Origin of the sequence: Streptomyces sp. NPDC096311 (assembly GCF_044763085.1) — a bacterium.
Lineage (GTDB): Bacteria > Actinomycetota > Actinomycetes > Streptomycetales > Streptomycetaceae > Streptomyces.
On record NZ_JBIWFN010000013.1, the window covers coordinates 111,576 to 136,880 of the forward strand.

A 25,305-nucleotide genomic window follows, 5' to 3' on the forward strand; every position below is an offset into this window, starting at 1 on the left:
CCGATCGACGCCGCGAACCCTCGGGCGTTTTATGAACAACGGTCAATCCTGATCGCTGCGCCGCTGCGCTAGGCACCGCGTAGCCAGATGCAGCGACAAGGTCGACGTTTCGCGCCGTCCTGTTGTGGCCGCACCTCTCAGAGCGCCGTTGTGAGTGCGTTTGACACATGGTTTCGGCTCGTCGCCTCCGCGCTCGAGCCGAGCATGCCGGCGTCGGAGCATGAAGTCCCTTCGCTCGGCCCCGAATTCGGACTCGCCGCACTGAACGTGGACGTGAATGCGGACGAACCATCCCCCTGACTGATGACGAGGCACCCGCATGACTACATATGAACTCGACGGCAAGGTCGTACTCATCACCGGCGGTACCGGCGGGCTCGGCAGCGCGACCGCTCGGGCCCTCATCGCCCGCGGAGCACGCGTCGGCATCGTGGATCTGCACCCACAGACGTCGGAGATCGCAGCACGCCTCGCACCGTCCGGCGTTGTCGGCGTCACGGCAGACGTCTGCGACCGCGACGCACTTCATGATGCCGTCGGCCGGCTGTGTGAGCGGTTCGGCCGGGTCGACATTGCGATAGCGAACGCTGGCGTCATGGGGCGTGGATCCACGCTCCGCACCATGCCCGCACCCGCGATCGACAAGGTGCTGGCCGTGAACGTCAACGGTGTCATCAACACCGTGAACGCGGCGATGGAACAGATCGTCGCCAACCAGGGCCAGATCGTACTGATCAGTTCGGTATTCGCTTTCCTCAACGGCACAGGGGCGATTCCTTACGCGATGAGCAAGGCCGCGGTCGAGCAGCTCGGACGCGGCCTGCGAGTCGAACTCGCCCAGCATGGTGCCTCTGCCACCACCGCCTACTTCTCGCTCATCCAGACGGACATGATCAAACACGGTGTCGACGAGGATCCGACCATCGCCGAGCTTCTGGCGAGGACCTCTCCGCGACCACTGCTCAAGCGCATCGAGCCGGACGAGGCTGCCCAAGCCATCGTCAATGCCATTGAGCACCGTTCACCCCGCGTGATCCGGCCGGCCCGCTGGACCCCGCTGTCCGTCCTTCGAGGGGTGATCAACCCGGCGATCGACGCGCGCATGGCAGGTGATCGCAAGGTGCGCGCGCTTCTCCGCAGGGTCGAGGCGCGGTGAGTCGGGGTGGCTGTCGAGACCACCCCTCAATACGGACCCGCGCACCTCGCCGAGTCCGCGAACCAAAGAATCGGAGGCAGCGATGTCTGATCTGCCCTTCACCTCGGCTACCAGCCAGCTCAAGGCTCTTCGCTCAGGAGAGATAACGAGCCGCGAGCTGCTGGAGGTCTATCTGCAGCGCGTCGAGGCCCACAACGCGACCTTGAACGCGATCGTGACACTTGATGTCGACCGCGCCCGGGAGGAAGCCGACGCGGCGGACGCCGCTCGTGCGCAGGGAGAGGACCGCGGGGTTCTCGACGGCCTGCCGATCACTGTCAAGGACAGCTATGAGACCGCGGGTATGCGAACGGTCTGCGGCCGCAAGGACCTGGCGGACCACGTACCGCGGCAGGACGCGGAGGCGGTCAGCCGCCTGCGCCGGTCGGGCGCCGTCATCATCGGCAAGACGAACATGCCTCCGGGCAACCAGGACGTGCAGGCCGACAACCCGGTCTTCGGACCGACCAACAACCCCTGGGACCTCACCCGGACATCGGGTGGCTCGGCAGGCGGAGGCGCGGTGGCGACGGCCGCCGGATTGGCCGGCTTCGACTTCGGCTCGGAGATCGGAGGATCGACGCGCATCCCGGCACACTTCAACGGGCTCTACGGTCACAAGGCGACCTGGCGTTCGATCCCGTTGGTGGGCCACATCCCCAACGGCCCGGGTACCGGCCGATGGTCTGATATGGATCTTGCATGTCCGGGCGCACAGGTGCGAGACGCCCGGGACCTTGCACCGATCCTTGTTGCGACCACGGGCCCGATGGCTCGCGACGGCGGATTCTCCTACACGCTCGCCCCGCCACGAGCGCGCCGACTCTCCGACTTCCGGGTCGCGGTCTGGTACGACGATCCGTCGTGCCCGATCGACACCGACGTCAGCGGTGCGATCCAGGATGTCATCGCGGTCCTGCGCGCCGGCGGCGCCAAGGTGACGATTCAGCCGACCTCACTTCCTGTCGACATCGCGACATCGCACCGGGCGTTTGAACCGCTCGTCTACGCCGCGTTCGGGGTTGACCGCACCGGAATCACACCGAGGTTCGCGGCAGGACTGGCGGCCCGCTTGCTCCAGCATCCGCGCGGGGACGCCCTTGCCGCGCTCCGAGGTACCTTCCAGTCGCACTACTCCTGGCTCAAGGCGGACGCGGCTCGTCATGAGATCAGGCAACGATGGCAGGAGTTCTACGACGAGTTCGACGTCGTTCTGATGCCGGTGACGCCGACAGCCGCGCCACCGCATCACGGCAAGCTCATCGACCGGTTCGGGCGTCACTTCGACGTGGACGGATCGAAGCGGTCGTACTGGGAGCAGACCAAGTGGAACGCGATCGCCAACATCGCCGGAACTCCGGCCACGACCATACCCGTGAAATGCAACGCCGCCGGGCTGCCAGTCGGCGTCCAGGCCATGGGCCCCGCCGGCGGTGACCTGACGACCGTCGAGTTCGCCGCGCTGGTCGGCGCCGAACTCGACGGGTACCAACGGCCACCCGCGTTCGCGAAGTGACGGCGGGTGCGGACATCCTGTTCACAAGCAGCAAGCCCGACCCGCGATGGTGCGCTTCGTCGGGCGCTGGGGCCCTGGTGACATATTGACCTGGTGTGCGGACAACACGGCCGAAGCGTCTTCAGGGCAAGCCAGTAGGGTGAACCACATGGGAGCGACACGCAGGTACGGGCAGGCGTGCCCACTCGCCACGGCGATGGACGTGCTGGGCGAGCGGTGGACCGTACTCATCCTCCGCGAACTCCTGCTGGGCCCGAAGCGGTTCACCGAGATCCTCGGCCGCATGCCGTCGATCGGCCCGAACCGGCTCACCGACCGGCTTCGAACCCTGCACACGATCGGCGTCGTCTCCAAGGCCGAGCCGACGTCGGAGTACACCCTGACCGAGTTCGGCGAAGGGTTGAGAACCCCGATCATCGGACTCGGACTCTGGGGCCTGGGCCTGATGGGCAACGGCGTTGACCCCTCTACCGCCCGTCCGGACATGGTGGCGCTGTGCATGACCGAGGCGACGGATCCCGGTCGCCTGGCCGACTTCGCCCTTGAGTGCGACGTCGATGCCGGCGCAAGGTTCTCCATGACCGTCAGCGACGGAGTCCTCCGGGTCCGGTCCGGACCGTCACCCGCGTCGTCCCCCTCCACGATCGCCTGCGATGCGGGAACGTTCATCGCGCTGTCCCTTGGAAGTGAGACGCCGTCCGACGCCGTCGGCTCCGGCCGCCTGACGACAGGCGGCGACATCGCGGCGGTCGGTCGTCTCTTCGAGGCCTTCGCCGACGCGGCTCGACGGCATACGACAGTTCGGTCGGCCCCGTTGCCGACCTGATCTCCACTCTGCCGCTCCCTGCCGGGAGGGCCGGGTGAGGCCTCAGGCCCCGCGCTTGCGACGGAAGGACGTCCTGCCGTTTCGCCGCACCATCGAGATGGTGGTGGCGAGACGACCGCGGCGCAGGTCGGGTTCGAGGCCCGCGCCCAGTCGGTGCAGTTGGTCGCCGTGCCAGCTGAGGTCGAGCACACCGTCGAGCGCCTTGAGGTCGGCGACCTTGCCGAGCACACGGCGCATCCCGAAGCGCAGCTGGTGTGCGACGACCGCTTCAGCGCGACCCGTGAGGATTACGTCCGCGGCATCGGGCGTCGTGGCGGTGGGCCGGCCCATACCGACAACGTCGCACTCGCCCGTGGCGACGGCGTCCTCCATCGCGTCACGGGAGCGGAAGCCACCCGTGACTGCCAACGGGACCTCGCCCACCAGGCCGCGCACCGTGCGGGCGTACTCCAGGAAGTACGCCTCGCGGGCGCGCGTCGACGCCGCTGAGGCGCCTGTCATCGCCGGCGACTCGTAGTTGCCGCCGCTCACCTCGATCAGGTCGAGTCCTTCCTGCGCCAGAGCCGCGACGACCGAGCGGGACTCCTCCTCGGTGAATCCACCGCGCTGGAAGTCGGCCGAGTTGAGCTTGACGGAGACGGCGAAGCCAGGTGACACCCGTGACCGTATGCGGCGCACGACCTCAAGGACGAAACGCATCCGGCGCTCGGGGTCGCCGCCCCACTCGTCGTTGCGCCGGTTCGACAGCGGGGAGAGGAACTGGTTGACCAGGTATCCGTGAGCGCCGTGTACCTGCACCCCGGCGAAGCCGGCCGTCTCGCACACCGCCGCCGCGGTCGCGAACCGCTCGATGATGTCCTCGATCTCCGCGGACGTCAGCTCGCGGGGTTTGGTGGCGCCCGGCAGGTTGAGCGTGACCGGGCTGGGCGCGACCGGTGTGTGCCCGAGCGCGAGCATGTTGGCCTGACGGCCGGGATGGTTGAGCTGTACCCAGGCCGGAATGCCGGCGTCCTTGGTCGTCGCAGCCCATCGAGTCAGTGCATCGAGGTCGCGGTCGTCCTCGATGACGACGTTGCCCGGCTCGCCGAGCTGGGTGCGGTCGACCATCACGTTGCCGGTGATGATCAGTCCGTACCCGCCCCGGCTCCAGGTCCGGTAGAGCTGTTCGAGGCGGTGGTCCGGGGCGTTGCGCTTGTCGGCGAGTCCCTCGCTCAGCGCGGACTTCATGATCCGGTTCGGTAGCACCTGGCCGTTGGGCAGGGTCAGGTGGCCGTGCAGGGAGGTCATTCAGATTTCCTTCGATCGGGAGGGGCGCGTGGACATGGGTGGGGGTAACGCGGGTTGTCGACCCTGTCCCGGCGTTGCTGGGAAGCGTCGCGGTCAGGCGAGTTGACGCTTCAGGATCTTGCCGGTGGACGTCATGGGCAGCGCGTCGACGAACTGGACGATGCGCGGGTACTTGTACGCGGCGAGCCGCTCCTTCGCCCAGGCGGCGAGCTCCTCCTCGGTCGTGTCATTCCCGGCTTTCTTCACCACGACGGCCTTGATCTCCTCGCCGTGGGAGTCGTGCGGTACGCCGATGACAGCGACGAGCGAGACCGCGGGGTGCTCCATGAGCACCTCCTCGAGCTCGCGCGGGTAGACGTTGAAACCGCCGCGGATGATCATGTCCTTGGACCGGTCGACGATGTAGTAGAAGCCGTCCTTGTCCTTGCGGGCGAGGTCGCCGGAGCGGAACCAGCCGTCCTTGATCGCCTCAGCCGTGGCCGTGGGCCGTTTGTAGTAGCCCTTCATGACGTTGTGTCCCTTGATCGCGATCTCCCCGATCGCGTCGGGGGCGCCCTTGACCTCGGACCAGTCGTCGTGGATGAGCTTCATCTCCACGCCCGGGATCGGCACTCCGATCGACCCGACGCGGGGCTCCTCCCCGAACCGGGAGAAGGAGGCGATCGGGGAGGTCTCGGACAGTCCGTATCCCTCAAGGATCGTGACCCCGAAACGGTCCTCGAACTGCTTGTGGATCTCGGCGGGCAGGGCCGCGCCCCCGGCCACCGCCACGCGAAGGTTCGCGGCCAGGCGGGTGACGTCGACCGTCTCGTCGAGCGCCGCGAGAAGTCCCCAGTACATCGTCGGGACCCCGGCGAAGAACGTCACGTCGTGGGCGAGCATGAGACGCAGCGCGGCCTGCGCCTCGAACCTCGGCTGGATCACGAGCGTGCCGCCGAAGGCGAAGGCGCCGTTCTGGATGACGGTCTGGCCGAAGGCATGGAACAGCGGCAGCACGCACAGGTAGGTGTCGGGGCGCTCCGGATCGGAGGCGAACAGGTCGGTGCCGGTGAGCGCGTTGTCATACACGTTGCGGTGCCGCAGCTCCGCGCCCTTGGGATGGCCGGTCGTACCGGACGTGTAGAGGACCACCGCGGTGTCGTCCTCGTCACGTTCGACCGTCCGGAACGTCATGGGCTGTCCGGCCACGGCCGAGGTGTAGGACTCCGGCGTCTCGTCCCCGGACCACTGCGCGCCGCCACTCTCGATCAGAAAGAACTCGGTGCAGCCCGCGCTCGCCCGGAACCCCTCCCACGCGGCCTCCCCGATCGGCAGCTCCGGCGTGCCCTCGAAGGCGAAGTACGCCTTCGCGTCGGAGTCGGTGAGGTGGTAAGCGACCTCGCGGGCCTTCAACAGCACGTTCAGCGGCACGACCGCGGCCCCGGCCTTGAGGATGCCGAAGTAGATGCTGGAGAAGTGGGGCAGGTTGGGGCAGGACAGTGCGACCTTGTCCCCCGGCTGGATGCCGCGCGAGACGAGCAGGTTCGCGACCCGATCGGCCGCGGCGTCGAGGGCGCTGTACGTGACGCGGTCGTCGCCGAAGACGATCGCGGTGCGCTCCGGGTAGAGGGACGCGGAATCCGTCAGCAGTCGTGACACGTTGCGGCTCGGTTGGTGCATCGTCGTTTTCCTCGTTCTCGGGCCGGGCGGTTGGGGTCCAGCGGTCGGGGTCTAACGGTCGGGGTCTAGACGAAGGCCGGAGGCGGCACGAAACCGTCCAGTTCCCTGCCCAGAAGCGCGGCGAACTCGATGGTGGTGAGATCGCCGCCGCTGGGGCCCATGGCCTGCAGACCGATGGGCAGTCCGCTCCTGCCCTTGCGCACCGGGATGGTCGTCGCCGGCCCCCCGGAGACGTTGGCAACGGCGCTCCACTTGACCTGGTCCCAGTAAGGACGTCGCACACCGTCCACTTCGAAGGGCCGCCCGAACCAGTCGATCAGCTTGTTGTGGTGGGCTGGGGCGGCTGTCGGGGTGACCGGCATGAGCACGATGTCGAAGTCCTGGAAGAACTCGAACCATCGCTGCCGGATCTCGTTGCGCACCATGTGGGCCTGCAGCCAGTGGTAGTGGGACTGGAAGGTTCCGAGCAGGGCGGGACCGGCGTCACCCCGCGGGTGTTGGACGAGCCGGGCCAGCGTCGCTGCGCTGGAGGCAGGAGCGAGGCCGGTGCGGTCGCCCGCGCCGAAGAGCAGGGGCTGGAAGGCCTTCCCATGATTCGTCGCGATGTCGATGGGGAGGCTGGCGGGCTGGACCGTGATCTTCGCGCCGGCCGCCCGTAGCACGGTGACCGCGTCGTCCACGGCAGCCGCGATGTCGCTGTCGACCGGACACGCGGGATCCTCGCCCCAGACGGCAACCCGGAAGTCGATGAGCTTGGTCGCACGCGGCGGTGCGAGCGTGTAGCTGAAACCACCGTCGTAGTCGGCCGGCCCGACCGTAGCCCGCAGGACCGGGACGAGGTCACGGGCGTCGCGGACCTGCGCGCCGCCGCAGCCCATGTCGGCCTCCGTCCACCGTCCCGTGCCTGGGCCGTAGGGCACATGCCCGATAAGGGGTATCGACCGCCAAGTCGACTTGTGCCCGTACAGTCCGTTGAAGTGGGACGGGATCCTGGTCGATCCGCCGATCTCCGAGCCGAAGTCGAACGCTGTGAGGCCCGCAGCGGTGGCGACGGCGCCGCCCCCGGCGGATCCGCCCGAGGTGCGGGTCGTGTCCCACGGGTTCGAGGAAGGACCGAACACCGGGTTGTCGGCCTGGACGTCCTGGTTGCCCGGAGGCATGTTGCTCTTCCCCATGATCACGGCACCGGCCGAACGCAACCGCTTGACCGCCTCGGCGTCCTGGCCGGGCACGTAGTCCTTCAGGTCCGTGCGCCCGCAGACGGTGCGCATCCCGGCTGTCTCGAAGCTGTCCTTGACCGTGATCGGCAGGCCGTGCAGCGGACCGAGGTCCTGCCCCGCCGCCCGCGCGGCGTCCGCTTCCCCGGCCTCGCGACGGGCACGCTCGGGGTCGAGGGTCACCACCGCGTTCAGGGCGGGGTTGTGGGTGGCGATCCGCTCGAGATAGACCTCGACAAGTTCCCGGCTTGAGATCTCACCCGCGGCCAGTGCGCGTGACTGCTCCACGGCGGACTGGAAGGGGACGTCACTCACGGCATGCCTCATCTCTGACTCCGACGGTGCCGAATTGAATGTTGGTCGTAATATTACATTCGGCAGACCATAGACCTGGGGTGGGGTGGAAGGCAATGGTTTTGCGAAACGACAGGGGGATCCTGTGGGGCGGTACGACAAGGAGCACCAACAGGGGGCGCGGCAACGGATCATCGAGGCCGGGCCGGCGGTTCAAACGGAACGGGATCGACGGGCTCCGGCTCTCCGCGCTGATGTCGGATACCGGTCTGACCAGCGGAGGCTTCTACGCCCCCTTCGCATCCAAGGGCGACCTCGTTGCCGATACCGTCGCGGAGGAACCGCGCATGCAGGCCGCGAGGTAGGGCACTCTGTGGCCCGGCGCCAGGGGCTCGAGGATCTCCTTCGCGACTCTCCGTCGCCCGAGCGCCGGGATCAGTGCGGCGTCGGATGCCCGGCCGCCCTGCTCGACGAGATCGGCCCCAGCGGGCTGTATGTCCGCGCTCTGTCCGGCCACCGGCCTTCATCTTATGGTCGTAGTGTTAAGTCAGGGAGACTGGAAACCGCAAGAGGGGCCCACCCGCGGTGAGTTGAGGAGCTCCGCGAACGTCCAGAGGAGATGTAGAAGGCGGCCGGAACCGGTCATCCCCAGCGGTGATCGCGAAGTCTTCCGCTTGCTGCACCCCGTGGTGAAGCGAGCAAGTCGGAAACGACTCCCGGCGCCCGTCGCCACGCGGGCCGTGCCCGATGTCCACGCACGCGGCGGCCAGTGCCTGTTCGCTCGCGGCTGCCTGCTGTCGCAGCGCCTCGGGCATGGTGCCCGCGGGGCCGAGGCGCGTGACGACTCCGCGGGCGTACTGCTCGGCACCCGCGATCGTTTCGGTGAGCACGCCGGCGGCCCACTCGTGGTGAACGGGCCGCCTCGCAGTTTGCGGGCAGGGATCGCCCTGTGCGTTGTCGATGCGTCAACTGAAGTCGGTCATGGAACAACACCGGAGTCGCCGGACGTGATCGAGTCGCTCGTTCCCGGTTCTCGGCGCGGCTCCGATGCCGGGCCGGTTCATCATCGTGTTCGCAGAGTGGTGTGTGCGGTGGTGCCCAGCGGATCGGGCGACAGGGCTCCGCGGAAGGTGCGCCGGTAGGCGAGCGGCGAGACGCCGATGGCGGCGTGCAGGTGTTCTCGTAGTGACGTGCCGCCGGCGAAGCCGACCTGGCCGGCGATCTCGTCCACCGGCAGGTCGGTGGTTTCCAGGAGGTGTCGTGTCCGGTCGACGCGTTGCTGGATCAGCCAGCGTCCTGGGCTCATGCCCACTTCTTCGGTGAAGCGGCGGGCGAAGGTGCGCAGGCTCATGTGGGAGTGCTCGGCGAGTTCCGTCAGGGTCATCGGCTCGTGGATGTTCTCCAGGGCCCACTGGCGGGCGGCGGCCGTCCCGCTGGCCTTGCTCTCGGGTACCGGGTGCTGGATGTACTGCGCCTGACCTCCGTCGCGCCACGGGGGGACGATGCACATGCGTGCCACCTGGTTGGCGACTTCGCTGCCGTGGTCCTTGCGGATGATGTGCAGGCAGACGTCGAGCCCGGAGGCGGCGCCGGCCGAGGTCAGCACGTCCCCGTCGTCGATGAACAGGACGTCGGGATTCAGGGCGACCTGGGGGAACCATTCGCGGAAGAGGTCCGTGACCACCCAGTGTGTGGTGGCGGGCCGTCCGTCAAGGAGTCCGGCGGCGGCGAGGACGAAGGCGCCGGTGCAGATCGACACGAGGCGTCTGCCAGGAGCCGCAGATGCGAGCGCCTCCACCACGGACTGCGGAACCTCCCGGGTGACGGCGGTGGTGACGAAGGGTGGGATGACGACGGTGTCGGCGGTGCGCAGCGCCTCCGGGCCGTGCTCGACGGTGATCGAGAAATCGGAGTTGGTGCGGACCGGTCGGCCGTCGACGCTGCAGGTGAGGACCTCGTAGCGGCCGTTCGCGGCTCCGAAGACCCGGCTGGGAATGCCCAGCTCGAAGGGGTACACCCCGTCGACGGCCAGAACGACGATTCGGTGAGTGTGCGCCATGGCAGGATCCCGTCGGAAGTTGGCGTTCATGCCATGGTAGCGAACACTGGCGGCAGCCACGCTGGACCCATGACGCATACCGACACCATGCGGGCCGTCGGTCAAGACACCTACGATTCCACCGAGTTCGGAGACCAGAGCCCCGTGCACACCATCGCATCCGTTCGCCGCCGCACCCTCGCCGCCGCGATCGCGGCGATCGCGCTCACCGCTGTCGGCGTTGCCCCCGCCGCGGCTGCCGACTCCTCGACGGCCGCCCCACTCTCCCAGGTTCCCGGCCGCGGTGGAGAGCCGGGGATCTCTGCTGCCGGGTACGGCGAAAACACCCGTCTCGGCTACCAGAAGGCGGTCGCCGTCCAGGTTCTGAGAGGTGTCTTCGAGCGGGGAGACATGAGCGTCGTCGACCGTTTCGTACGGCCGGACTACGTCCAGCACAACCCGCTGGCTCCCGACGGTGCCGAGGCCCTCAAGGCTTTCGGGACCGCCTGGCGGCAGCAGTACCCGGATGCCACGTACGACATCAAGCGAGTCATCTCCGAGGGCGACCTGGTACTCCTGCACTCCAGCATCGTCCTGGCTCCCGGTACCCGCGGGATCGCCGCCTTTGACATCTTCCGTTTCCAGGGCGGGAAGATTGCCGAGCACTGGGACGTGCTGCAGGACGTGCCGGCAACCACGGCCAACGGCAACGACATGTTCTCCACGATCAGCCGGCCGCAGACCGAGGCGCCGGGCCCCGCGTACCTCACCACGTACAACGAGAAGCTGGTCACCGCGTTCGTCGAGCAGTACTTGGTGAAGAAGGACCTGTCTGCCATCGACACCTACGTGGGCCCCGAGTATCACCAGCACAACCCGTACATCCCCGACGGTGTGGCGGGCGCGAAGGCCGGACTGGGGGCCTACTACGCACAGTTTCCGCAGCTGGTGGCCACCCCCAAGCGGGTGATCGCCGAGGGTGACCTGGTGGCCGTGCACAGCCACACCGTCAACGTGCCCGGCGAACGCGGCCAGGCGGTCGTGGACCTCTTCCGGGTGCGGGGCGGGAGGATCGTCGAGCACTGGGACGCCGTGCAGGACGTGCCGGAGACCTCCGCCAACGACAACACGATGTTCTGACGGCCTCCGGGGCGTCGTCATTGCCACTCGCCCCTTGACCGTGCGGCCCGTGCAAGGGCCGGCCATTGCATTTCAATCGACTGCACACCCCTCAAGACGCCTCGTTCCTGACGGGTTCCGACGGGACGGCGTATGCGGGCCGGGTGTGCCCAACAGGCCCCATGGAGGTGCCACATGTCTGATCACGCCGCCGTTGAGCTGAGCCCAGAAGCGATCGAATTCGCGGACTGGATGGCCGGACTGGCGATTCCCGAATCGGAGCTGGACGCGACGCGCACCCGGGTGGAGAGCGTCCATCTCAAGGCCCGGGAGCCGGAAGGCGTCACCTATCGGGAGGTGGACGCGGGCGGAGTTCTGGGAATGTGGTGCGAACCGGTCGACTCGAACACCGACTACGTTCTCCTGCACAGGCACGCTGGCGGCTCCGTGGTGTCGTCGGCATTCGTCGACCGAAAGCTCGCAGGTCATATCGCCAAGGCCGCAGGCGTCCCTGTGCTGGTCCTGGACTTCCGGCGGGCGCCGGAACACAAGTACCCGGCTCAGCTGGATGATGCGGAGGCGGCCTTCAACTGGCTGCTCTCCGAAGGATATGCGCCGGGGAACATCATCACCATCGGTCACTCGGTCGGTGGGTTCATCGCTGTTGCTCTGGCGCTTCGCCTCCGCGAGAAGAAGCAGCCGCTGCCCGGCGCCATCGTGTCGATCTCCCCCTGGTGCGACCTCGAGATCGCCAACGAGACCATGGAGACCAACGCCGAGACGGACAAGATACTCAGCAAGGGGATCCTGGAGTTCTTCCGGGAGTCCTGGGTCGGCGGCACGGGCATCGCGTTCACGGACCCGAGGATCAATCTGAACCGGGCGGACCTGAGCGGTCTGCCCCCGACCCTCGTCTCGTGGGGAACCTACGAGATCCTCGCCGGTGAGGACGAGGAGTTCGCCGCTCGCGTCAAGGACGCCGGAATCGACACGGCGACCGTGGTGGTTCCCGGAGGCCAGCACTCGTACGTCTTCGGCGCCGGCCGCGTTCCGGAGGTCGACGCCGCGATCACTCAGATCGGCGCGTGGGTCCGCGAGAAGATCAAGATCTGATCGGCCCGGGCTCAGCCATGGCGGGATCGGGTGCGTGGAAGGTGCGATGGGCGTGCTTGGATGCCCGCTTCACCTCCGGGACATCGCGCCGGGGATATGAGATCTCTGGCGAGGTTGATCTCGCCGGGCTCGGGCGGAGGGCCGGTGCCCAGGTGGCTGGGTAGCACTCCACAACCAACTGGGTGACGGGCCCAGTGAATTCCAGGCGGACTCTTCCGTCCGGCGTTCGCTGGGCCCGGGATCTGTCGCCCCGCCGAGGTTCAACGATCAGCAACTCCCGGCCGCGCGTCCCGATATACGGAACCGGTGAGGACACAACAACCACACCTTCAACGACAGCGCCGTCCGCCCCGTTCCGCATCGACATCGTGCGACCGTGGTGCCGGCGGGTGCGCCGCCGGGTTCATCACCCCTCCTCACGTGGTCAGCAAGGATCGTCCCCAGCAGGGTCGCCGAGGTGGGCCAGTGCCCAGACTCGGAGTTCCTCCAGGGCCGGGCGGATCGCCACTCCGGCCTGCGTCAAGCGATAGCGCACGCGCAGTGGCGGCCCTGGCCTCACCTCGCGCACGACGAGGCCCGCTGCCGCCAGGTAGGCCAGCCGGTCGGAGAGCATGCGCTCGCTGATGCCGGGAACAGCGCGGTGCAACTCCGTGAAGTGCGCGGGGCCGGCGAGGAGCACGGCGATGAGCGGACCGCTCCAACGCTTGCCCAGCAGATCGAAGACGCGCGTGGTCACCGCGTCCACCTGGCGGCTCCTACCCTGCTTGCGCCGCTCGCCCGTGCCGCCCCGCCTCTCCATGGTTCCCTCTCGCTGCGGTCGTGCGGTCGAGGTTGCCACCGACACTGATGGGGAAAGCGGCATCGTGGTCTCTCTTCTTCGTCTGCGGGGTTACCGGCAGGCCGGTGGTACGGTCACCGACGACACGCGTCGGCCAGGAGCTTTCGCGACACGCGAGGCCCGACCGTGCCAGCGGTCGGTTCGGCGGCGGACCGCCGAACCGGTGAGCGAGATGGCCGACCGCCAACGCACCATCGGCTCCCCGCGGAAATCGATCGACACGACGGGGCTCTGAGGGCCGGGTGGGACCCGCCGCAGCCATAGGCGGATGGCACCGCCCCGGACCGTGCGCACGATGCGGGACGGAAAGCAGCGTCGACGGCACGGTGTCCGACAGTGGCAGGATCCGCAGCTCAGGCCGTGGGTACGGCGGGCTGGGCGATGAGGGAGGCGTCACCGCCCTGGACGGCGTTATGGACGCCGGCGATCGCCTCGTGGGGCACTCCGAACGGGACTGCACTGACGTCGGACAGGCGTGCCCACTGCTTCGGGGTGAGCTGAACGTCCAGAGCGCCCAGGTAGTCGTCGAGCTGCGTGAGATTGCGCGGGCCGATGATCGGGATGAACGAGGTCGAAGCCTGGGCGGCACGTTCACGAAGCCAGGCAACCGACACCTGGGCGGGCGTTGCGCCGGTCTCCTCGGCGATGGCCAGGACGGTGTCGACGACGGCTGTCTTCTGTTCGGTGCTCTCGGTGTGGATGACCGCTTTGAGATCGGTCAGCCGCCCCTCGGTGCTGCCGCGGTACTTGCCGGTGAGCAGTCCGCCGCCGAGCGGGGACCACAGGGCGGCGCCGAGCCCCAGGCTCTCGGCCATCGGCAGCAGCTCGCGGTCGGCGGTCCTCTCGATGAGGCTGTACTCGATCTGGATGCCCGCGACCGGTGCCCAGTTCTTGAGCTCCGCGAGGGTGGCGGCGCGGGAGACACGCCACGCGGGGAAGTTGGACAGGGCGGCGTGGAGGATCTTGCCGGACCTGACCAGGTCGTCCAGTCCGCGCAGGATCTCCTCCATGGGCGTGAGGTCGTCGGGGAAGTGGACCCAGTACAGGTCGATGTAGTCGGTGCCGAGGCGCTTCAGGCTCGCCTCCAGCGAAGCGACCATGTTCTTGCGGCTGTTGCCCGTCCTGGAGATGCCGGGCCGCGGGGCGGCGCCGTTGGTGAACTTGGTGGCCAGGACGAAGTGGTCCCGGTCGGCGGCGACGAACTTCCCCACCAGCTCTTCCGACTCACCGAACTGGTAGCCGTCCGCGGTATCGAGAAACGTTCCGCCGGCCTCGGCGAACCGGTCGAACATGCGGCGCGCCTCGTCCGGCTCGGCACCGGCGCCCCAGCCGGTGCCGAAGTTTCCTGTGCCGAGTGCGTACTCGGAAACACGCAGTCCTGTCCGGCGTCCGAAGGTCGTGTAACGCATCAGGTCTCCTTGGTGCTGATTTCGCATCGTGGTCGGGGCGGGCGGTAGCGGATCGGGCGCGTGTCGGGACGGTAGCCCGGCGTGGCGACAGGGAGCGCCGAACCCGCCCTGAACGGATGCGGCGCCGACGAACCACCCATCCGCGGTGGCGCGATGCCATGTGACTAAGTAAGACGATCAGTCTACTTAAGGCTCCACCGTAGCGGGCTTGCCGGTCTATGTAAAACGATCGGTATCCTTAAGGCTGTGACCGAAACTCAGCCAGTACGCCGGCGCCGTGGGCGTGGCGCCCGGGAGCGGATCCTCAGAGCGGCGACCGAGCTGTTCACGGCGCAAGGAATCAACGCGACCGGGATGGATCAGCTGTCGACCGTCGCCGAAGTGTCGAAACGCACTCTCTACACGCACTTCCCCAGTAAGGACGAGCTCGTCGGGGCATACCTGCAGTCTGTGGTGGACGCTCTCCTGCCCGTTCACTCGTCACCCGCCCAACCGGCACGGAACCCGCGTGATCAGCTCCTCGCTGTCTTCGACTGGAAGCCGACGGAATCCACCGCCCCGTTCCGGGGATGCCCGTTCCTGAACGTGAGCGTCGAGGTGCCCGACCCTGGGCACTCCGCCCACCAGCTGGCCGCGGAGTACAAGAGGGAGTTCGCCCGCCGCCTCACGGAGATCGCACGGGGGGTCGGCGTCGCCGACCCCGAAACCCTCGGTGAGCAACTGGCGCTGCTCTTCGACGGCGCGGCCGCACGCGGCACTGTACTCAACAGCAGCCACACCGGCGCGTGCGCGCGATCCATCGCTGAGTTGTTGGTCGATGCGGCCCTCGCCGATGTCGGCCCGGAATCCCCGTGATGAAATTGGCAACCTCCCTGGCGAAAGCGTCACCACTCCAGACGAACGGCGAAGCGGGCCGACCGTCTGGAAGCCGGCCGGAAGCCTCCATTCGCGTGGTGGTGCGCGAGGTGCCGCCCGCCGAGGACAGGCCTTCGCCGAGCGTGTACTCGCGTTGTCGGCCAACCTTGACGACGACGGCACCGTGCCCGTGATCTTCTCCAGCGGACAGGAACCCTTCCTGGAGGAGATCCGGCTGGACAACTACCGTGGTCGTATCGGGCAGCTGCACACGCAGGTTGACTGGGGGTGGGGCGATGTCGCCGAGGCCATGCGTCGAGCAGTAGGGCACTACCAGGAATCCGGAGCCGCTGATCCCGCCTTCATCGTGACCCAGGTCGGTGATGAGCCCTGGGACAAGGCCGAGGTCCGCTCTTTGCTGCAGAACACTGCATCACTTGGAGTCTTCTGGCTGTTCGTCGGGTTCGGGCGCGGCAAGCTTGCGTTCTACAAGAACCTCAACGCATCCGCCTCTGTCACCTTCACCAACGTCGCCTTCTACGACGCGAGCAAGAACCCGGGATCCGTGCCCGACGAGCGGTTCTACGCCGGCCTCGTCGATGCCTTCGCCGCCTGGTTGCGGCACTGAACCAGCTTCGGATTAGCCCGTGCCCACAGCTGCCCCACGGTCGCTGAGTCACCAGCTGAGCAGCCTCATCACCTCCGATCAGGCTGTCTTGAACCTCCAGCGCTACTTTGGCACCGGCCTGCCGCGCGAAGCGGTGCCGTTCACGGGAAGTCGTTTCGAGCACCTCGCTGGAGGGGGTGACCGCCCGGCAGTCGCGAACTCAGTGACCGCTGATGACCTGATCGCGGTGCAGACCTTGTCGGTCAGGATTCCCGCGCAGGCCGCCCTGGACCTCCTTGAAGGCGACCTTGGTGTCCGGGTGTCCAAGTTGCTGAGCAGTGTTCGCTTCGACATCGACATGGTCGAGGCTGCCGACCTGGCCGACGGATCGCCGGCACACACTGCCTGGCACCTTCTTCGTGACCAGCCTGGAATCGGGTGGGTCGCGGCCGGCAAGCTCCTCGCCAGGAAGCGCCCGCGGTTGCTGCCTGTCTACGATCGGGTTGTTCGATGCGTCCTCGGGCGGCCCAAGTCTTTCTGGCTCGACCTGCATGCCGCGCTGCGTGTCGACAACTGGGCGCTGCATCACGAGCTGATGGCCCTACGGCAGGCCGCCGGCCTCCCCGAGACCGTCAGTGTGCTGCGAGTCTGTGACGTGGTGGTCTGGATGCATCACCGTACAGATCATCAACAGGGAAGCTGTATCTGGACCTGAAGTCCGTCGGCCGCACACGGGGGAGCCTCACGCCCGGAGGACAGCTGGATCTCCTGCTCCAGCGACACGCCCTGTGACCTGCGCTGTACCAAAGTGTCAACTATCTCTCTGATTCCGTACCTACAGTCGCTGAACCTAGTTGGCATCGGTGCAGGTCACAAATGTTGCCTGGTGCCAACCAGCAATCCTTGTCACACCGGTGTGATCACCGACGCTAGTTGTCACATACCGAGGATAGGTGGCACCAGAGACCTCTGCGGTGATGGTAGCCCAGCGGCAGCCGTTCAAGATCGATCGAGTGGATACCTTCTGCTGGGTCGCGAGTTCTCCGTCGGCGTCGCCTCCGAGGTTGCCAGGGGATCTTGGAGATGCCGTTCGCGGGTTCGTGGGCAGTGGATACCTGATCCGGGGTCGTCGTCGGCCCGTGCAGACCGACGGCTGCGAGGAGGAAGTGGGTGACGGCCTCGCCGACGGCGAGTGTATTGAAGAGCATCACGCTGAGTGCGGGTACGCCGGGGACGTATCGGGCTTGCTCGCATTCGGTTCGGCCTCGGGGTGCATCTCGATAGCGAGTTCGGTCGGGTCTATGCGGCTGTTGCATCACATGTAGCCGATGCCGCGGGCGATCAAGCGTGTGGCGCTGTGAACCTGCCCGACGTCCGTCCGGAGAGACAAGAAGTCTCTGGCGTCGTTGTGCTTGGGCACACAGCCGCTGGCGTAGAAGCAGGAGGCGTTCCGGTACGCAGGGCCGAACTGGCCCGGTGGGCTTCGGGCTTGTTGTCGGGGCGGTTGCCGGTGGTGTGGGTGAAGGTTACAGAGGCACCGTGGCCGGGGTGTGGCGGACGCTGCCGCCGCTGTCCGGGCGGGTGCAGGTCGCGGATGAGACGGGGCGGGTCCTTGAGGACGTCCTGATCCGTCTCGCCGGGCCGCGGACCCGTGGGTGCGACGGACGCGGTCGCCGCGGCCGAGACTGCGAGGCGGATCGCACGCACGCAGTGAATGTCGGAAAAGACAGCCGGTTTACGGTGTGTGACTCTAGGGTGCATATATGAGGGTTCCCGCGCGTCTGCGCATCACCGTCGACGAGGTGACGTTCGAGCACGGCGACGTAATGGCGCGACACCGTCTATGCCGGGAACGGGCCCAGGTTGACGCAGATTTGCGGGCTGTGACGAAAGCGCGGCGCAGGGCGGGCAGCAGCGCTGCCGCGACCGACGCACTGATCGAGCGATATGTCATAGCCCTCGACCGGCTCGGCAAACGGCTTGGAGAGCACTTCCTGGTTGGGGAAGCCGGTGCCGCTCTCGCTGCGGCGCTGCGGGCGGGGGAAGGGCTGCGGCTCGCGGTTGAGGTCGTCGACCCTGCCCTTACTGATCTGCCGTGGGAGATGACGGTACTGCCGGGGCAGTCGGAACCGTTCGCCCTAGACCGGCGATTGCAGGTGTTTCGTACAGTACCGGACCGGCCCCAGATGGCAGCCCCGCCGACTGCCGGGCCGTTACGGATCCTCGCCGTGGTCGCCAGCCCTGAGCACGGCGACGCCGAGCGGTTGGACTACGAAGCCGAAGTCGACCGGATCCTGTCCGCGACCGATCCCGCAGTCCACGGTGGTCAGGGAGCTCAGTTCGAGAAACTGGAGTGGGGCTCCCTCGCGGCGGTCGAAGCGAAGTTGCATACCGGACAGTTCCACGTCCTGCACGTGACGGCTCACGCCGCTCCCGGGGTACTGATGCTCGAAGACGACGAGGGTTACCCCGACCACGTATCCACCTCCCGCTTTGCCGCAGCCTTGGTGTCCTCGGGTCACGTACCACCTCTCGTCGTGCTCTCGGCGTGCTCTACGGGGTCGGGCATGCAGCCCGGCTTCGAGGACGCGGAAGAGTTCACAGGGATGGCTCGGGGACTGCTCCAGCACGGGGTCCCCGCTGTCCTGGCCATGACAGCGGCGGTGAGTGACCTCTATGCGACCGAACTCGCTGGCATGTTCTACCAGTTACTCGCCGCAAACGCCGGACTCGATCCGCTGACGGCGTTGACCCAGGCTCGCCAGGACCTGGAGAAGGCGCGGAAGCAGGCCGATCGGACGGCACATGGTCGGGCGCAGGTGGAATGGTGGGTGCCGACGCTGTACACGCGGGTAGATCCCGGCCCCCTGTACACGCCCGCCCAACGGCCGGTACCCCAGCGGGCGGCCCGTTCCCCATTCATCGGTCGCCGCGCCGAACTGCGCACCCTGGGACGGCACCTGAAGTCTCCTGAGCCGCACATAGCGCTCCACGGCCTCGGCGGCAGTGGGGTCAGCAGCCTGGCCAACGCCCTCGCCGAACGGTTGCCGGGAGCACCACAGATTGTCCGTATCGGCTGTGACCAAGGTGTTGGTGGTGTCCTCGACAGCATTGCTGATGCCCTGAACCTGACCCCGTGGCAAGGCGTCGGTCCGTGGGCCCGTTACCTCAACATGAATTGGCCTGCGATGCTGCAATGCGGCCCGCTGCTGCTCCTTGCCGAGGTATCCGACGCCACGCTCTTGCCTCCGGGGGAGCCGGACGGAGCCAACTGTCTGCTCGCGGACCAGCAACTCGCCTGGTTCTTCACTGCCTGGACCCAGTTCACGCCGACCATGCCGCTGGTCCTCACCGCCCACAGGCGATTCGACCTTCCCGGTAACCCCCGTGTGCACCAGCATCAGGTCGGGCCTTTGCACCCCGTCGAGGCTCGCCTGCTCGCCCGACGGTTGCCTGCACTGGACGCAGATGCGCAGGACCAAGTTTTGCAGGCGGTCGGAGGCCATCCGGGCATTTTCCAAGGGATCGCGGCGCGGACGGGGCAGGGGCTGCCGCCCGGGAGTGGCGTGGTGGATCGACTCATTGAGTCCTGCATCGACGATGCAGCGGACTCTGTCCGCCTGGCTCCTCCACTTGTGGACGCCGACTGGCGGTTGCTGCTGGACGTGGCGGTATTCAAGGTGCCGGTCGGGGCTGATGCGTTCGGAACACCGGGTCACGGTGCGCTCGACTCCGCGCTGGATCGCCTCTGCGCAGCAGGGCTGGTCGTTCAGGGGGGTGACCGCTACCTCGTCGACCGCTGGGTCGCTCGTGTCCTGCTGCGGGGGCGGCCTGCTGATGCGGCCGACGCGCACCGGCGTGCCGCGGCCTACTGGCGGCGTGACGGGCAGCCCGCCAACCCCGCTGTCTCGCTGCTCCAGGCCCGCGACCATCTGAAGGCGGCCGGCGAACTGGCCGACGCCTTACTGGTCAACGACCAGGCATGCCGGGTTCTGGCCGACCTCGGCCAGTGGTCGCAGGCGCAGCGCCATTACAAAACCGCGCAGGTCTGGGTGGATCCGGCATCCGCAGACGCGGCGCGCATCGCGCGGGGCATCGGTGATCTCTGGGTCCTCGCGGGAGATGACACCAGGGCGCAGCGCTACTTTGACCGTGCCCTGGTCACATTCCGCCGGGTCGGCGACGAGGCAGAGATCGTCGAGACCCTGCGCCGGCTCGGCGTCCTCGCCATTCGCAACGACGAAAAGAGCGAAGGCCAGGGAATGCTCGTTCAGGTGCGGGAACGCGCGGAAGCACTCGGGGCGACACTCGGCATCGCCGACACCTATCGATACCTCGGTCTTGCTGACCTCAAGCAGAATCACTACACCGAGGCCGAAACACACCTGCGACGAGCCCTCGCACGCTATGAAGCCGAACAGGACCACCGGTCCGTCTGCCTGGTGCACATCGATATCGGAGACCTGTACCGTTCGCGCAAAATGTATTGCGAGGCCCTTACTGCCTACCGGAACGCCCGGATGATCACAAAATCTCACCCGTCGGTCGCCGCCGTGGCGCTAAGCCTCATTTGCCTACGTCTGGGCAGCCTTTCTGCGGACATGGGCCTGATTAATGAGGCTGAAGAGCTTTACAACGAGGCGCTGGAGTTGCAAAAGACCGCCATCGACCTGCCCGGCCAGGCCCGAACGTACCGGATGATGGCGGCCCTGCACCGGGATGAGCGTCACAACTTTGAGTCCGCCGTGGAGGCTTTAGTCGAGGCACTGGACCTCGCCGAAGATGTCGACGACGATCAGACTCGGATCGAGGGGCTCGCCGAACTCGCCGATCTCTACAAGTGGCAGGGCAAGCACCACGTTGCGATGGTCACCGCGGCCCAAGCCTTCCAGATCGCGCGCGGGAGCGCCGCACCTTTCGCTATCGAAAAACCTCTGGATGTACTCAACCATGTCCGGGAAAACATCGGCGTAGCAAAGTTTAACGAAGGCCTGAGGACGGCTACCGATTCCGTCACGCTGAAGCATCTGCGTAGGTGGCTTCGTCGGCACCGGAGAATGTACGCTCCCTCACGCGTCATGATCGGGCGAAAGTTGCTGGCCTTTGCCGCAATGCAGGAGCGAACTAAGCCCCGTCGACTCCACGACAATACCCGTCGGTACATAACCGGCTACCTCGCCGAACTGACGTGGCCGATATTCGCGCTCGCCGTGGTAACCGCTGTCGGAGTCCTCGTGACGGGTTCGCTACTGTGCCACACGGGCCAGCTGGAAGCACTGAAGGCTACGCTATTCATGGTCCTGGCAGGCGTCGAGGTCGCCGCAGCGGCGCACATCGCCACCGCACTGCGGGGCCCGCGCCAGGCGCCCAATTGGTTCATCGCCACGGTCGGTCAGCCCGTCGCACCATTGGCCGGGCTGATGAGCTGGCTGGCCGGGCTGGGAAGTCTCCCGGCGGGGCTGGCCGCGATACCCAGCGTGCTGAAACCCCTGTTTTATCCCCGGTGGCAGCTGCAGAGGCCCTACGGGCAGGATTGGCTGTACTGGCCGCAGGTTCAGCTCGGATTCCACGGCTTCGTTCGGCTCTGTGGATACGCGCTGCTTATGTTGCTGGCGTTCATAATGTACGCCGCCGTCACGGTGTGGCTGCGTACGGGCCAGCCCCTCGCGTGGCCGGAGCAGCTTCGCCCAACCGGCCTACGCCGGGCATTTCGCAGCGTGCACATCCAAGTCGTGTTGAGGACAGTGGCGGACGGTCGAAGACGCCAGCACACCCGGGAAGACCTGCTGAAATGGCGGCGAGAGCTGCTCCAGTCAGCGGTGAAAGCACAGCGCTTCGGAGCAACCTCAAGGGTCGTCGACGCGCTCATTGTGGCGTACGACCTCGACATGAATGCCGGAGAGTGGTCGACGACGCGGGAAGCCGCCCACGAACTGGCAACCCGGATGCGCGAGAGTACCGAGGAGGTGATGGGCGCTGCGCCACCCACCGCGGTGCTCAACCTGCTTGGCCAGGCCACCGAACGCGAGCCCGTACGGGCAAGGGCCGCGCTCGCCGCCTACTGCACCGGCTCGATTCTGTCCGGGCTGGCACGCCGAGACGCCGATCGTCATCACCTGCTGGAGGCGGCGGTGCGCGCCGTCACTCTCTACACCGAGCTGGTACCCACTGATACCAGGCGATTCCAGCCGTTCAGCTCCATTGCCAGTGCCGATGCGGCCAAGGTCTTCCATGCTGTCGGGTTGGCGGACATTGCCATCGACTATCTCCGCTCCGCGATCAGCGCTTTCCGGGAACACCCCTGGGGTGTGGGATGGTGGCCAACGGACCTTGTGCGCCTGCATGTTGAACTTGCCCAGAGTTTCGTTGCGCTGCACCGGACCAACGCGGGCACCAGCGTCGTCCACGAAATGCTCGCCGACATCAACCAGTACTTTGCCGGGCCGGATCAGCTGCCCGCTGACCTCGGCACCGCGGTCAACGAGCTACGGGACTGGGCCGACAGAGTCGACAGCGCGAACCGACAGGCCGGCAGGGGACCCCGATGACCATCCCCACGACCGCGTACGCCGTCGCCGTCTTCCTGGTGCTGGTCCTGCCCGGCACCGTCTACGGCGTAGTCCGGGCGGCCGTCTCCGGCACCCGTCCCCACGACCGGGACTGGTCACCTCGGATTCTGCAAGCAATCCTTGTCAGCGTCCTACTCGACACCGTGTACGTGATGTTGCTCGGAAAGGTGGCGGTCAGCTGGGTCAGCGAGGGCACTGGCACCCTGCGGGCGCAGCCTCGCCTCGCCGCTCTCGCCATCCTCTGCCTTGGCCTCATCGTCCCAGCACTGCTCGCCTACATCCGGCATGGAGAGCCACGCTGGCGTCAGGTAACGGTGATGGGCCGGTTCCCGGTCAAAGTGCCGACCCGCGGCACTACAAACTCGCCCGTGCCGACAGCGTGGGATCAGGTCGCCAGCCGGCTGGAGGGCCGGTGGGTGCGGATCAGGCTCAGCGACGGCCGATGGGTCGGCGGCTGGTTCGCCACCAAATCGTTCGTCAGTACCTACCCCGAATCGCGCGACATCTTCATCGAGGACCAGCACCACATCGCCCCGGACGGCACAATCGGCGAGCAGGTGCCCGCGACTGCCGGGCTCTGGGTGTCACTCAAGGACGGTGACATCGTCGAATGGCTGTACCCCTAATCACCTCCCGGCCCCAAGGAGACACTGCGATGCGAGGCATCTGGCCCTTCCGCCGCCGTAAGCACGCTGAGCGCGAATTCGGCGACCGCCGAGACCTACAGGACACCCGTACAGCGACCGCCCGGATCGCACCGCAGAAACCTGCCAGCCCGCCACCCGGGCGCTCGGGGAGCAGTACCGCGTCCGACGACACCCGAACACCGGACACGGACTGACGTAACCGGGTTTGTCAACGGCCGCCATGGGCCGGTTCGTGGCGGCTTCGCCTGTCCGTGCGAGAGTTCAGCCGTAGGAGCAATGCGCCCCTCACGCATCGACCTCGGCCTACTGGCAACTCCCGGGGCCCAAGCAACTGCAGGTCTTCCATGCCCCTCCGACTCCTACTGGCCCTAACAAAGCCTCTTGACGTGGCGGTGGGTGATGAGGCAGACGGCGATTCCGAGGAAGGCTTCGTGGACGTCGTCGCGTCGTTCCCAGCGGATGCGTAGGCGGCGGAAGCCGTGCAGCCAGGAGGTTGGGTCCGCTCGACGGCCCAGCGGAAAGTGCCCAGACCGGTCCCGTGCGGTTGTCCGCGTTCGGCGATCGCGGGCCGGATGCCGCGCTGGCGCAGGAGCCGGCGGTACTTGTCGTGGTCGTAGCCGCGATCGGCGAAGAGCATGTCGGGCCGCCTGCGCGGCCGGCCGACGACTCCGGCCACTGCCGGGATCTTGTCCAGCAGGGGCAGCAGTTGGGTGACGTCGTTGCGGTTGCCGCCGGTCAGTGACACCGCGAGCGGGATGCCCTGCCCGTCGGTGATGATGTGGTGTTTGCTGCCCGGGCGTGCGCGGTCGACCGGGCTGGGTCCGGTTTTGGGCCTCGCCAAGCCGCTCTGACGTGGGAGGAGTCGATCACCGCCCGGGACCAGTCCAGCTGGTTCTTCGAGCGGAGCTTGTTCAGCAGCAGCTGGTGGAGCTGGTCCCAGACGCCGGCTTCGTTCCAGGCCGCCAGGCGGCGCCAGCAGGTCATGCCCGAGCCGAACCCGAGCTCCTGGGGCAGGTACTCCCACTGGATGCCGGTGTGCAGGACGAACAGGATCCCGCACAGGGCCTGACAGTCGGGCACCCGCGGCCGTCCCTCGACCTGACCACGTCCGGCCGGGTCCGGGGACGTCCGACACGACGGGGGATGCGCAGTCGTGCCATTACGGCAGTCGTGCCATTACGTCAGTGAAGGCGGGCGCGTCGCCGGCCTGTCCTGCCGTGAGTACGAAGGCCAGAGGTCGGCAGTTGCCGTCGGCGGCGAGATGGATCTTCGTCGTCAGCCCACCTCGGGAGCGACCGATGGCGTGGTCAGCGGGCTCGTTGGCCGGAGCCCCCTTTTGCGGGCTCCGGCCGCATGTTGATGTGCTCGAACGACGGTGGAGTCGACGGACACCACCCAGCTCAGGTCCTCGTTGGCGTCCGCCTGGGCCAGCAAGGCGGTGAACACTCGCTCCCAGGTCCCGTCGAGCGCCCAGTTCCGCAGACGACTGTAGGCACCCTTCCACGAGCCGAACTCGGCAGGCAGATCCATCCACGGAGATCCAGTCCGGTACTTCCAGACGATCGCGTCGACTACCTGCCGGTGATCACGCCATCGTCCACCTCGGCGAGGAGTCCGGTCCGGCAACAGAGGCTCGATCCTGGCCCACTGGGCATCGGTCAACACGCTCAAGACAACGACAGGCGGCCCGCGCCGCAACGGCTCAGAACCCGGCCATGGACTTGTCAAACACTCCGCCCAGCGCACCGTAAGCGCTGCAGCGAACCGAATGCCTTGCTCTGAGCTTCAGTGAAGATCCGACTGGACCTCGGTCAGTCGATGCCTTCGACGATGCGGAAGTCGCGCTCGACGCCGTCGGAGAGGGCGACCAGCGCCTCCTGGTAGGCCGCACTCTCGTGCGCCGCGACGGCCTGCTCGAAGCTGTCGAACTCGATCAGGACAGTGCGCTCGGCGATTCCGGCGTCATGCGCCACGACCCGACCGCCACGGACGAAGGTCCGACCGCCCCCGGCCTTGACGGCCGGACCGGCCAGCTTGTTGTAAGCAGCCAGTTTCTCAGGGTCTGCAATGGTGCGGTAGACGCTGACCCAGTAGCCCTTGGGCATGGAACCTCCAG

General features: G+C 67.1%; 17 protein-coding genes and 2 pseudogenes. 10 read left to right on the plus strand and 9 right to left on the minus strand.

Annotated features, from left to right (window positions below; genetic code table 11):
* Positions 1–319: 319 nt before the first annotated feature.
* The 3 genes from ACIRA5_RS30855 to ACIRA5_RS30865 all read left to right on the plus strand — a co-directional run bounded on the left by ACIRA5_RS30855 (position 320) and on the right by ACIRA5_RS30865 (position 3,537).
* On the plus strand, positions 320–1,156 hold the full coding sequence (locus ACIRA5_RS30855; protein WP_403696098.1) for an SDR family NAD(P)-dependent oxidoreductase: 837 nt from the start codon (positions 320–322) through the stop codon (positions 1,154–1,156).
* Positions 1,157–1,238: 82 nt separating this feature from the next.
* Complete coding sequence (locus tag ACIRA5_RS30860) at positions 1,239–2,711, plus strand: amidase (RefSeq protein WP_403696100.1); 1,473 nt, start codon at positions 1,239–1,241, stop codon at positions 2,709–2,711.
* Between the two features lie 148 nt (positions 2,712–2,859).
* A complete protein-coding gene (locus ACIRA5_RS30865) occupies positions 2,860–3,537 on the plus strand; it encodes a winged helix-turn-helix transcriptional regulator (protein ID WP_403696103.1) in 678 nt (225 codons plus the stop codon).
* A 42-nt stretch (positions 3,538–3,579) separates the two neighbouring features.
* Here the strand turns inward: ACIRA5_RS30865 and ACIRA5_RS30870 are convergent, their stop codons facing one another.
* The 4 genes from ACIRA5_RS30870 to ACIRA5_RS30885 form a co-directional block, all read right to left on the minus strand.
* Positions 3,580–4,824, minus strand: coding sequence for an NADH:flavin oxidoreductase/NADH oxidase family protein (locus tag ACIRA5_RS30870; protein WP_403696106.1), 1,245 nt, complete (start codon positions 4,822–4,824; stop codon positions 3,580–3,582).
* Positions 4,825–4,917: 93 nt separating this feature from the next.
* Positions 4,918–6,483: a long-chain fatty acid--CoA ligase gene (locus ACIRA5_RS30875; protein ID WP_403696108.1), complete on the minus strand. Its 1,566-nt coding sequence runs from the start codon at positions 6,481–6,483 to the stop codon at positions 4,918–4,920.
* A gap of 65 nt (positions 6,484–6,548) precedes the next feature.
* On the minus strand, positions 6,549–8,015 hold the full coding sequence (locus ACIRA5_RS30880) for an amidase (RefSeq protein ID WP_403696110.1): 1,467 nt from the start codon (positions 8,013–8,015) through the stop codon (positions 6,549–6,551).
* Positions 8,016–9,057: 1,042 nt separating this feature from the next.
* The gene (locus ACIRA5_RS30885; RefSeq protein WP_403696113.1) at positions 9,058–10,053 is read right to left on the minus strand and encodes a GlxA family transcriptional regulator; all 996 of its coding nucleotides are present in this window, start codon (positions 10,051–10,053) and stop codon (positions 9,058–9,060) included.
* A 69-nt stretch (positions 10,054–10,122) separates the two neighbouring features.
* On the opposite strand from ACIRA5_RS30885, the gene ACIRA5_RS30890 reads away from it, so the two are divergent.
* Together ACIRA5_RS30890 and ACIRA5_RS30895 are read left to right on the plus strand one after the other, a co-directional pair.
* Positions 10,123–11,172, plus strand: coding sequence for a nuclear transport factor 2 family protein (locus ACIRA5_RS30890; protein WP_403696115.1), 1,050 nt, complete (start codon positions 10,123–10,125; stop codon positions 11,170–11,172).
* A 174-nt stretch (positions 11,173–11,346) separates the two neighbouring features.
* The gene (locus ACIRA5_RS30895) at positions 11,347–12,264 is read left to right on the plus strand and encodes an alpha/beta hydrolase (protein WP_403696116.1); all 918 of its coding nucleotides are present in this window, start codon (positions 11,347–11,349) and stop codon (positions 12,262–12,264) included.
* A 424-nt stretch (positions 12,265–12,688) separates the two neighbouring features.
* On the opposite strand, the gene ACIRA5_RS30900 is transcribed toward ACIRA5_RS30895, so the two are convergent.
* On the minus strand, positions 12,689–13,063 hold the full coding sequence (locus ACIRA5_RS30900; protein ID WP_403696118.1) for a winged helix-turn-helix transcriptional regulator: 375 nt from the start codon (positions 13,061–13,063) through the stop codon (positions 12,689–12,691).
* A gap of 392 nt (positions 13,064–13,455) precedes the next feature.
* Positions 13,456–14,511, minus strand: coding sequence for an aldo/keto reductase (locus tag ACIRA5_RS30905; protein WP_403696120.1), 1,056 nt, complete (start codon positions 14,509–14,511; stop codon positions 13,456–13,458).
* Positions 14,512–14,757: 246 nt separating this feature from the next.
* Between ACIRA5_RS30905 and ACIRA5_RS30910 the strand changes: the two genes are divergently transcribed.
* From ACIRA5_RS30910 to ACIRA5_RS30930, 5 genes are all read left to right on the plus strand, one after another.
* Positions 14,758–15,366, plus strand: a complete 609-nt coding sequence (locus ACIRA5_RS30910; protein ID WP_403696123.1) for a TetR/AcrR family transcriptional regulator — start codon at positions 14,758–14,760, stop codon at positions 15,364–15,366.
* Positions 15,344–15,994 carry a VWA domain-containing protein gene (locus ACIRA5_RS30915; RefSeq protein WP_403696125.1) on the plus strand — a complete coding sequence of 217 codons (651 nt, stop codon included), beginning with the start codon at positions 15,344–15,346 and terminating at the stop codon, positions 15,992–15,994. Before ACIRA5_RS30910 ends, ACIRA5_RS30915 begins: the two co-directional genes overlap by 23 nt.
* 88 nt (positions 15,995–16,082) lie before the next feature.
* Positions 16,083–16,688 carry a DUF6308 family protein gene (locus tag ACIRA5_RS30920; protein ID WP_403696128.1) on the plus strand — a complete coding sequence of 202 codons (606 nt, stop codon included), beginning with the start codon at positions 16,083–16,085 and terminating at the stop codon, positions 16,686–16,688.
* A gap of 1,048 nt (positions 16,689–17,736) precedes the next feature.
* Complete coding sequence (locus tag ACIRA5_RS30925; RefSeq protein ID WP_403696130.1) at positions 17,737–22,521, plus strand: CHAT domain-containing protein; 4,785 nt, start codon at positions 17,737–17,739, stop codon at positions 22,519–22,521.
* Positions 22,518–23,168: a DUF6338 family protein gene (locus tag ACIRA5_RS30930; protein ID WP_403696133.1), complete on the plus strand. Its 651-nt coding sequence runs from the start codon at positions 22,518–22,520 to the stop codon at positions 23,166–23,168. Before ACIRA5_RS30925 ends, ACIRA5_RS30930 begins: the two co-directional genes overlap by 4 nt.
* 389 nt (positions 23,169–23,557) lie before the next feature.
* Here the strand turns inward: ACIRA5_RS30930 and ACIRA5_RS30935 are convergent.
* The 3 genes and pseudogenes from ACIRA5_RS30935 to ACIRA5_RS30945 form a co-directional block, all read right to left on the minus strand.
* A pseudogene (locus tag ACIRA5_RS30935) lies at positions 23,558–24,311 on the minus strand (IS5 family transposase); the annotation flags it as partial.
* Positions 24,290–24,860 (minus strand): annotated as a pseudogene (locus ACIRA5_RS30940) (IS5 family transposase); the annotation flags it as partial. The pseudogenes ACIRA5_RS30935 and ACIRA5_RS30940, both read right to left, overlap by 22 nt.
* Before the next feature lie 140 nt (positions 24,861–25,000).
* The gene (locus ACIRA5_RS30945) at positions 25,001–25,294 is read right to left on the minus strand and encodes a DUF1330 domain-containing protein (protein WP_403696136.1); all 294 of its coding nucleotides are present in this window, start codon (positions 25,292–25,294) and stop codon (positions 25,001–25,003) included.
* Positions 25,295–25,305 lie beyond the last annotated feature (11 nt).

Coding starts and splice junctions, on each gene's coding strand:
- ACIRA5_RS30855 (WP_403696098.1), top strand. CDS start 320: ATGACTACATATGAACTCGACGGCAAGGTCGTACTCATCACCGGCGGT.
- ACIRA5_RS30860 (WP_403696100.1), top strand. CDS start 1,239: ATGTCTGATCTGCCCTTCACCTCGGCTACCAGCCAGCTCAAGGCTCTT.
- ACIRA5_RS30865 (WP_403696103.1), top strand. CDS start 2,860: ATGGGAGCGACACGCAGGTACGGGCAGGCGTGCCCACTCGCCACGGCG.
- ACIRA5_RS30870 (WP_403696106.1), bottom strand. CDS start 4,824: ATGACCTCCCTGCACGGCCACCTGACCCTGCCCAACGGCCAGGTGCTA.
- ACIRA5_RS30875 (WP_403696108.1), bottom strand. CDS start 6,483: ATGCACCAACCGAGCCGCAACGTGTCACGACTGCTGACGGATTCCGCG.
- ACIRA5_RS30885 (WP_403696113.1), bottom strand. CDS start 10,053: ATGGCGCACACTCACCGAATCGTCGTTCTGGCCGTCGACGGGGTGTAC.
- ACIRA5_RS30890 (WP_403696115.1), top strand. CDS start 10,123: ATGACGCATACCGACACCATGCGGGCCGTCGGTCAAGACACCTACGAT.
- ACIRA5_RS30895 (WP_403696116.1), top strand. CDS start 11,347: ATGTCTGATCACGCCGCCGTTGAGCTGAGCCCAGAAGCGATCGAATTC.
- ACIRA5_RS30900 (WP_403696118.1), bottom strand. CDS start 13,063: ATGGAGAGGCGGGGCGGCACGGGCGAGCGGCGCAAGCAGGGTAGGAGC.
- ACIRA5_RS30905 (WP_403696120.1), bottom strand. CDS start 14,511: ATGCGTTACACGACCTTCGGACGCCGGACAGGACTGCGTGTTTCCGAG.
- ACIRA5_RS30915 (WP_403696125.1), top strand. CDS start 15,344: ATGTCGGCCCGGAATCCCCGTGATGAAATTGGCAACCTCCCTGGCGAA.
- ACIRA5_RS30925 (WP_403696130.1), top strand. CDS start 17,737: ATGAGGGTTCCCGCGCGTCTGCGCATCACCGTCGACGAGGTGACGTTC.
- ACIRA5_RS30930 (WP_403696133.1), top strand. CDS start 22,518: ATGACCATCCCCACGACCGCGTACGCCGTCGCCGTCTTCCTGGTGCTG.
- ACIRA5_RS30945 (WP_403696136.1), bottom strand. CDS start 25,294: ATGCCCAAGGGCTACTGGGTCAGCGTCTACCGCACCATTGCAGACCCT.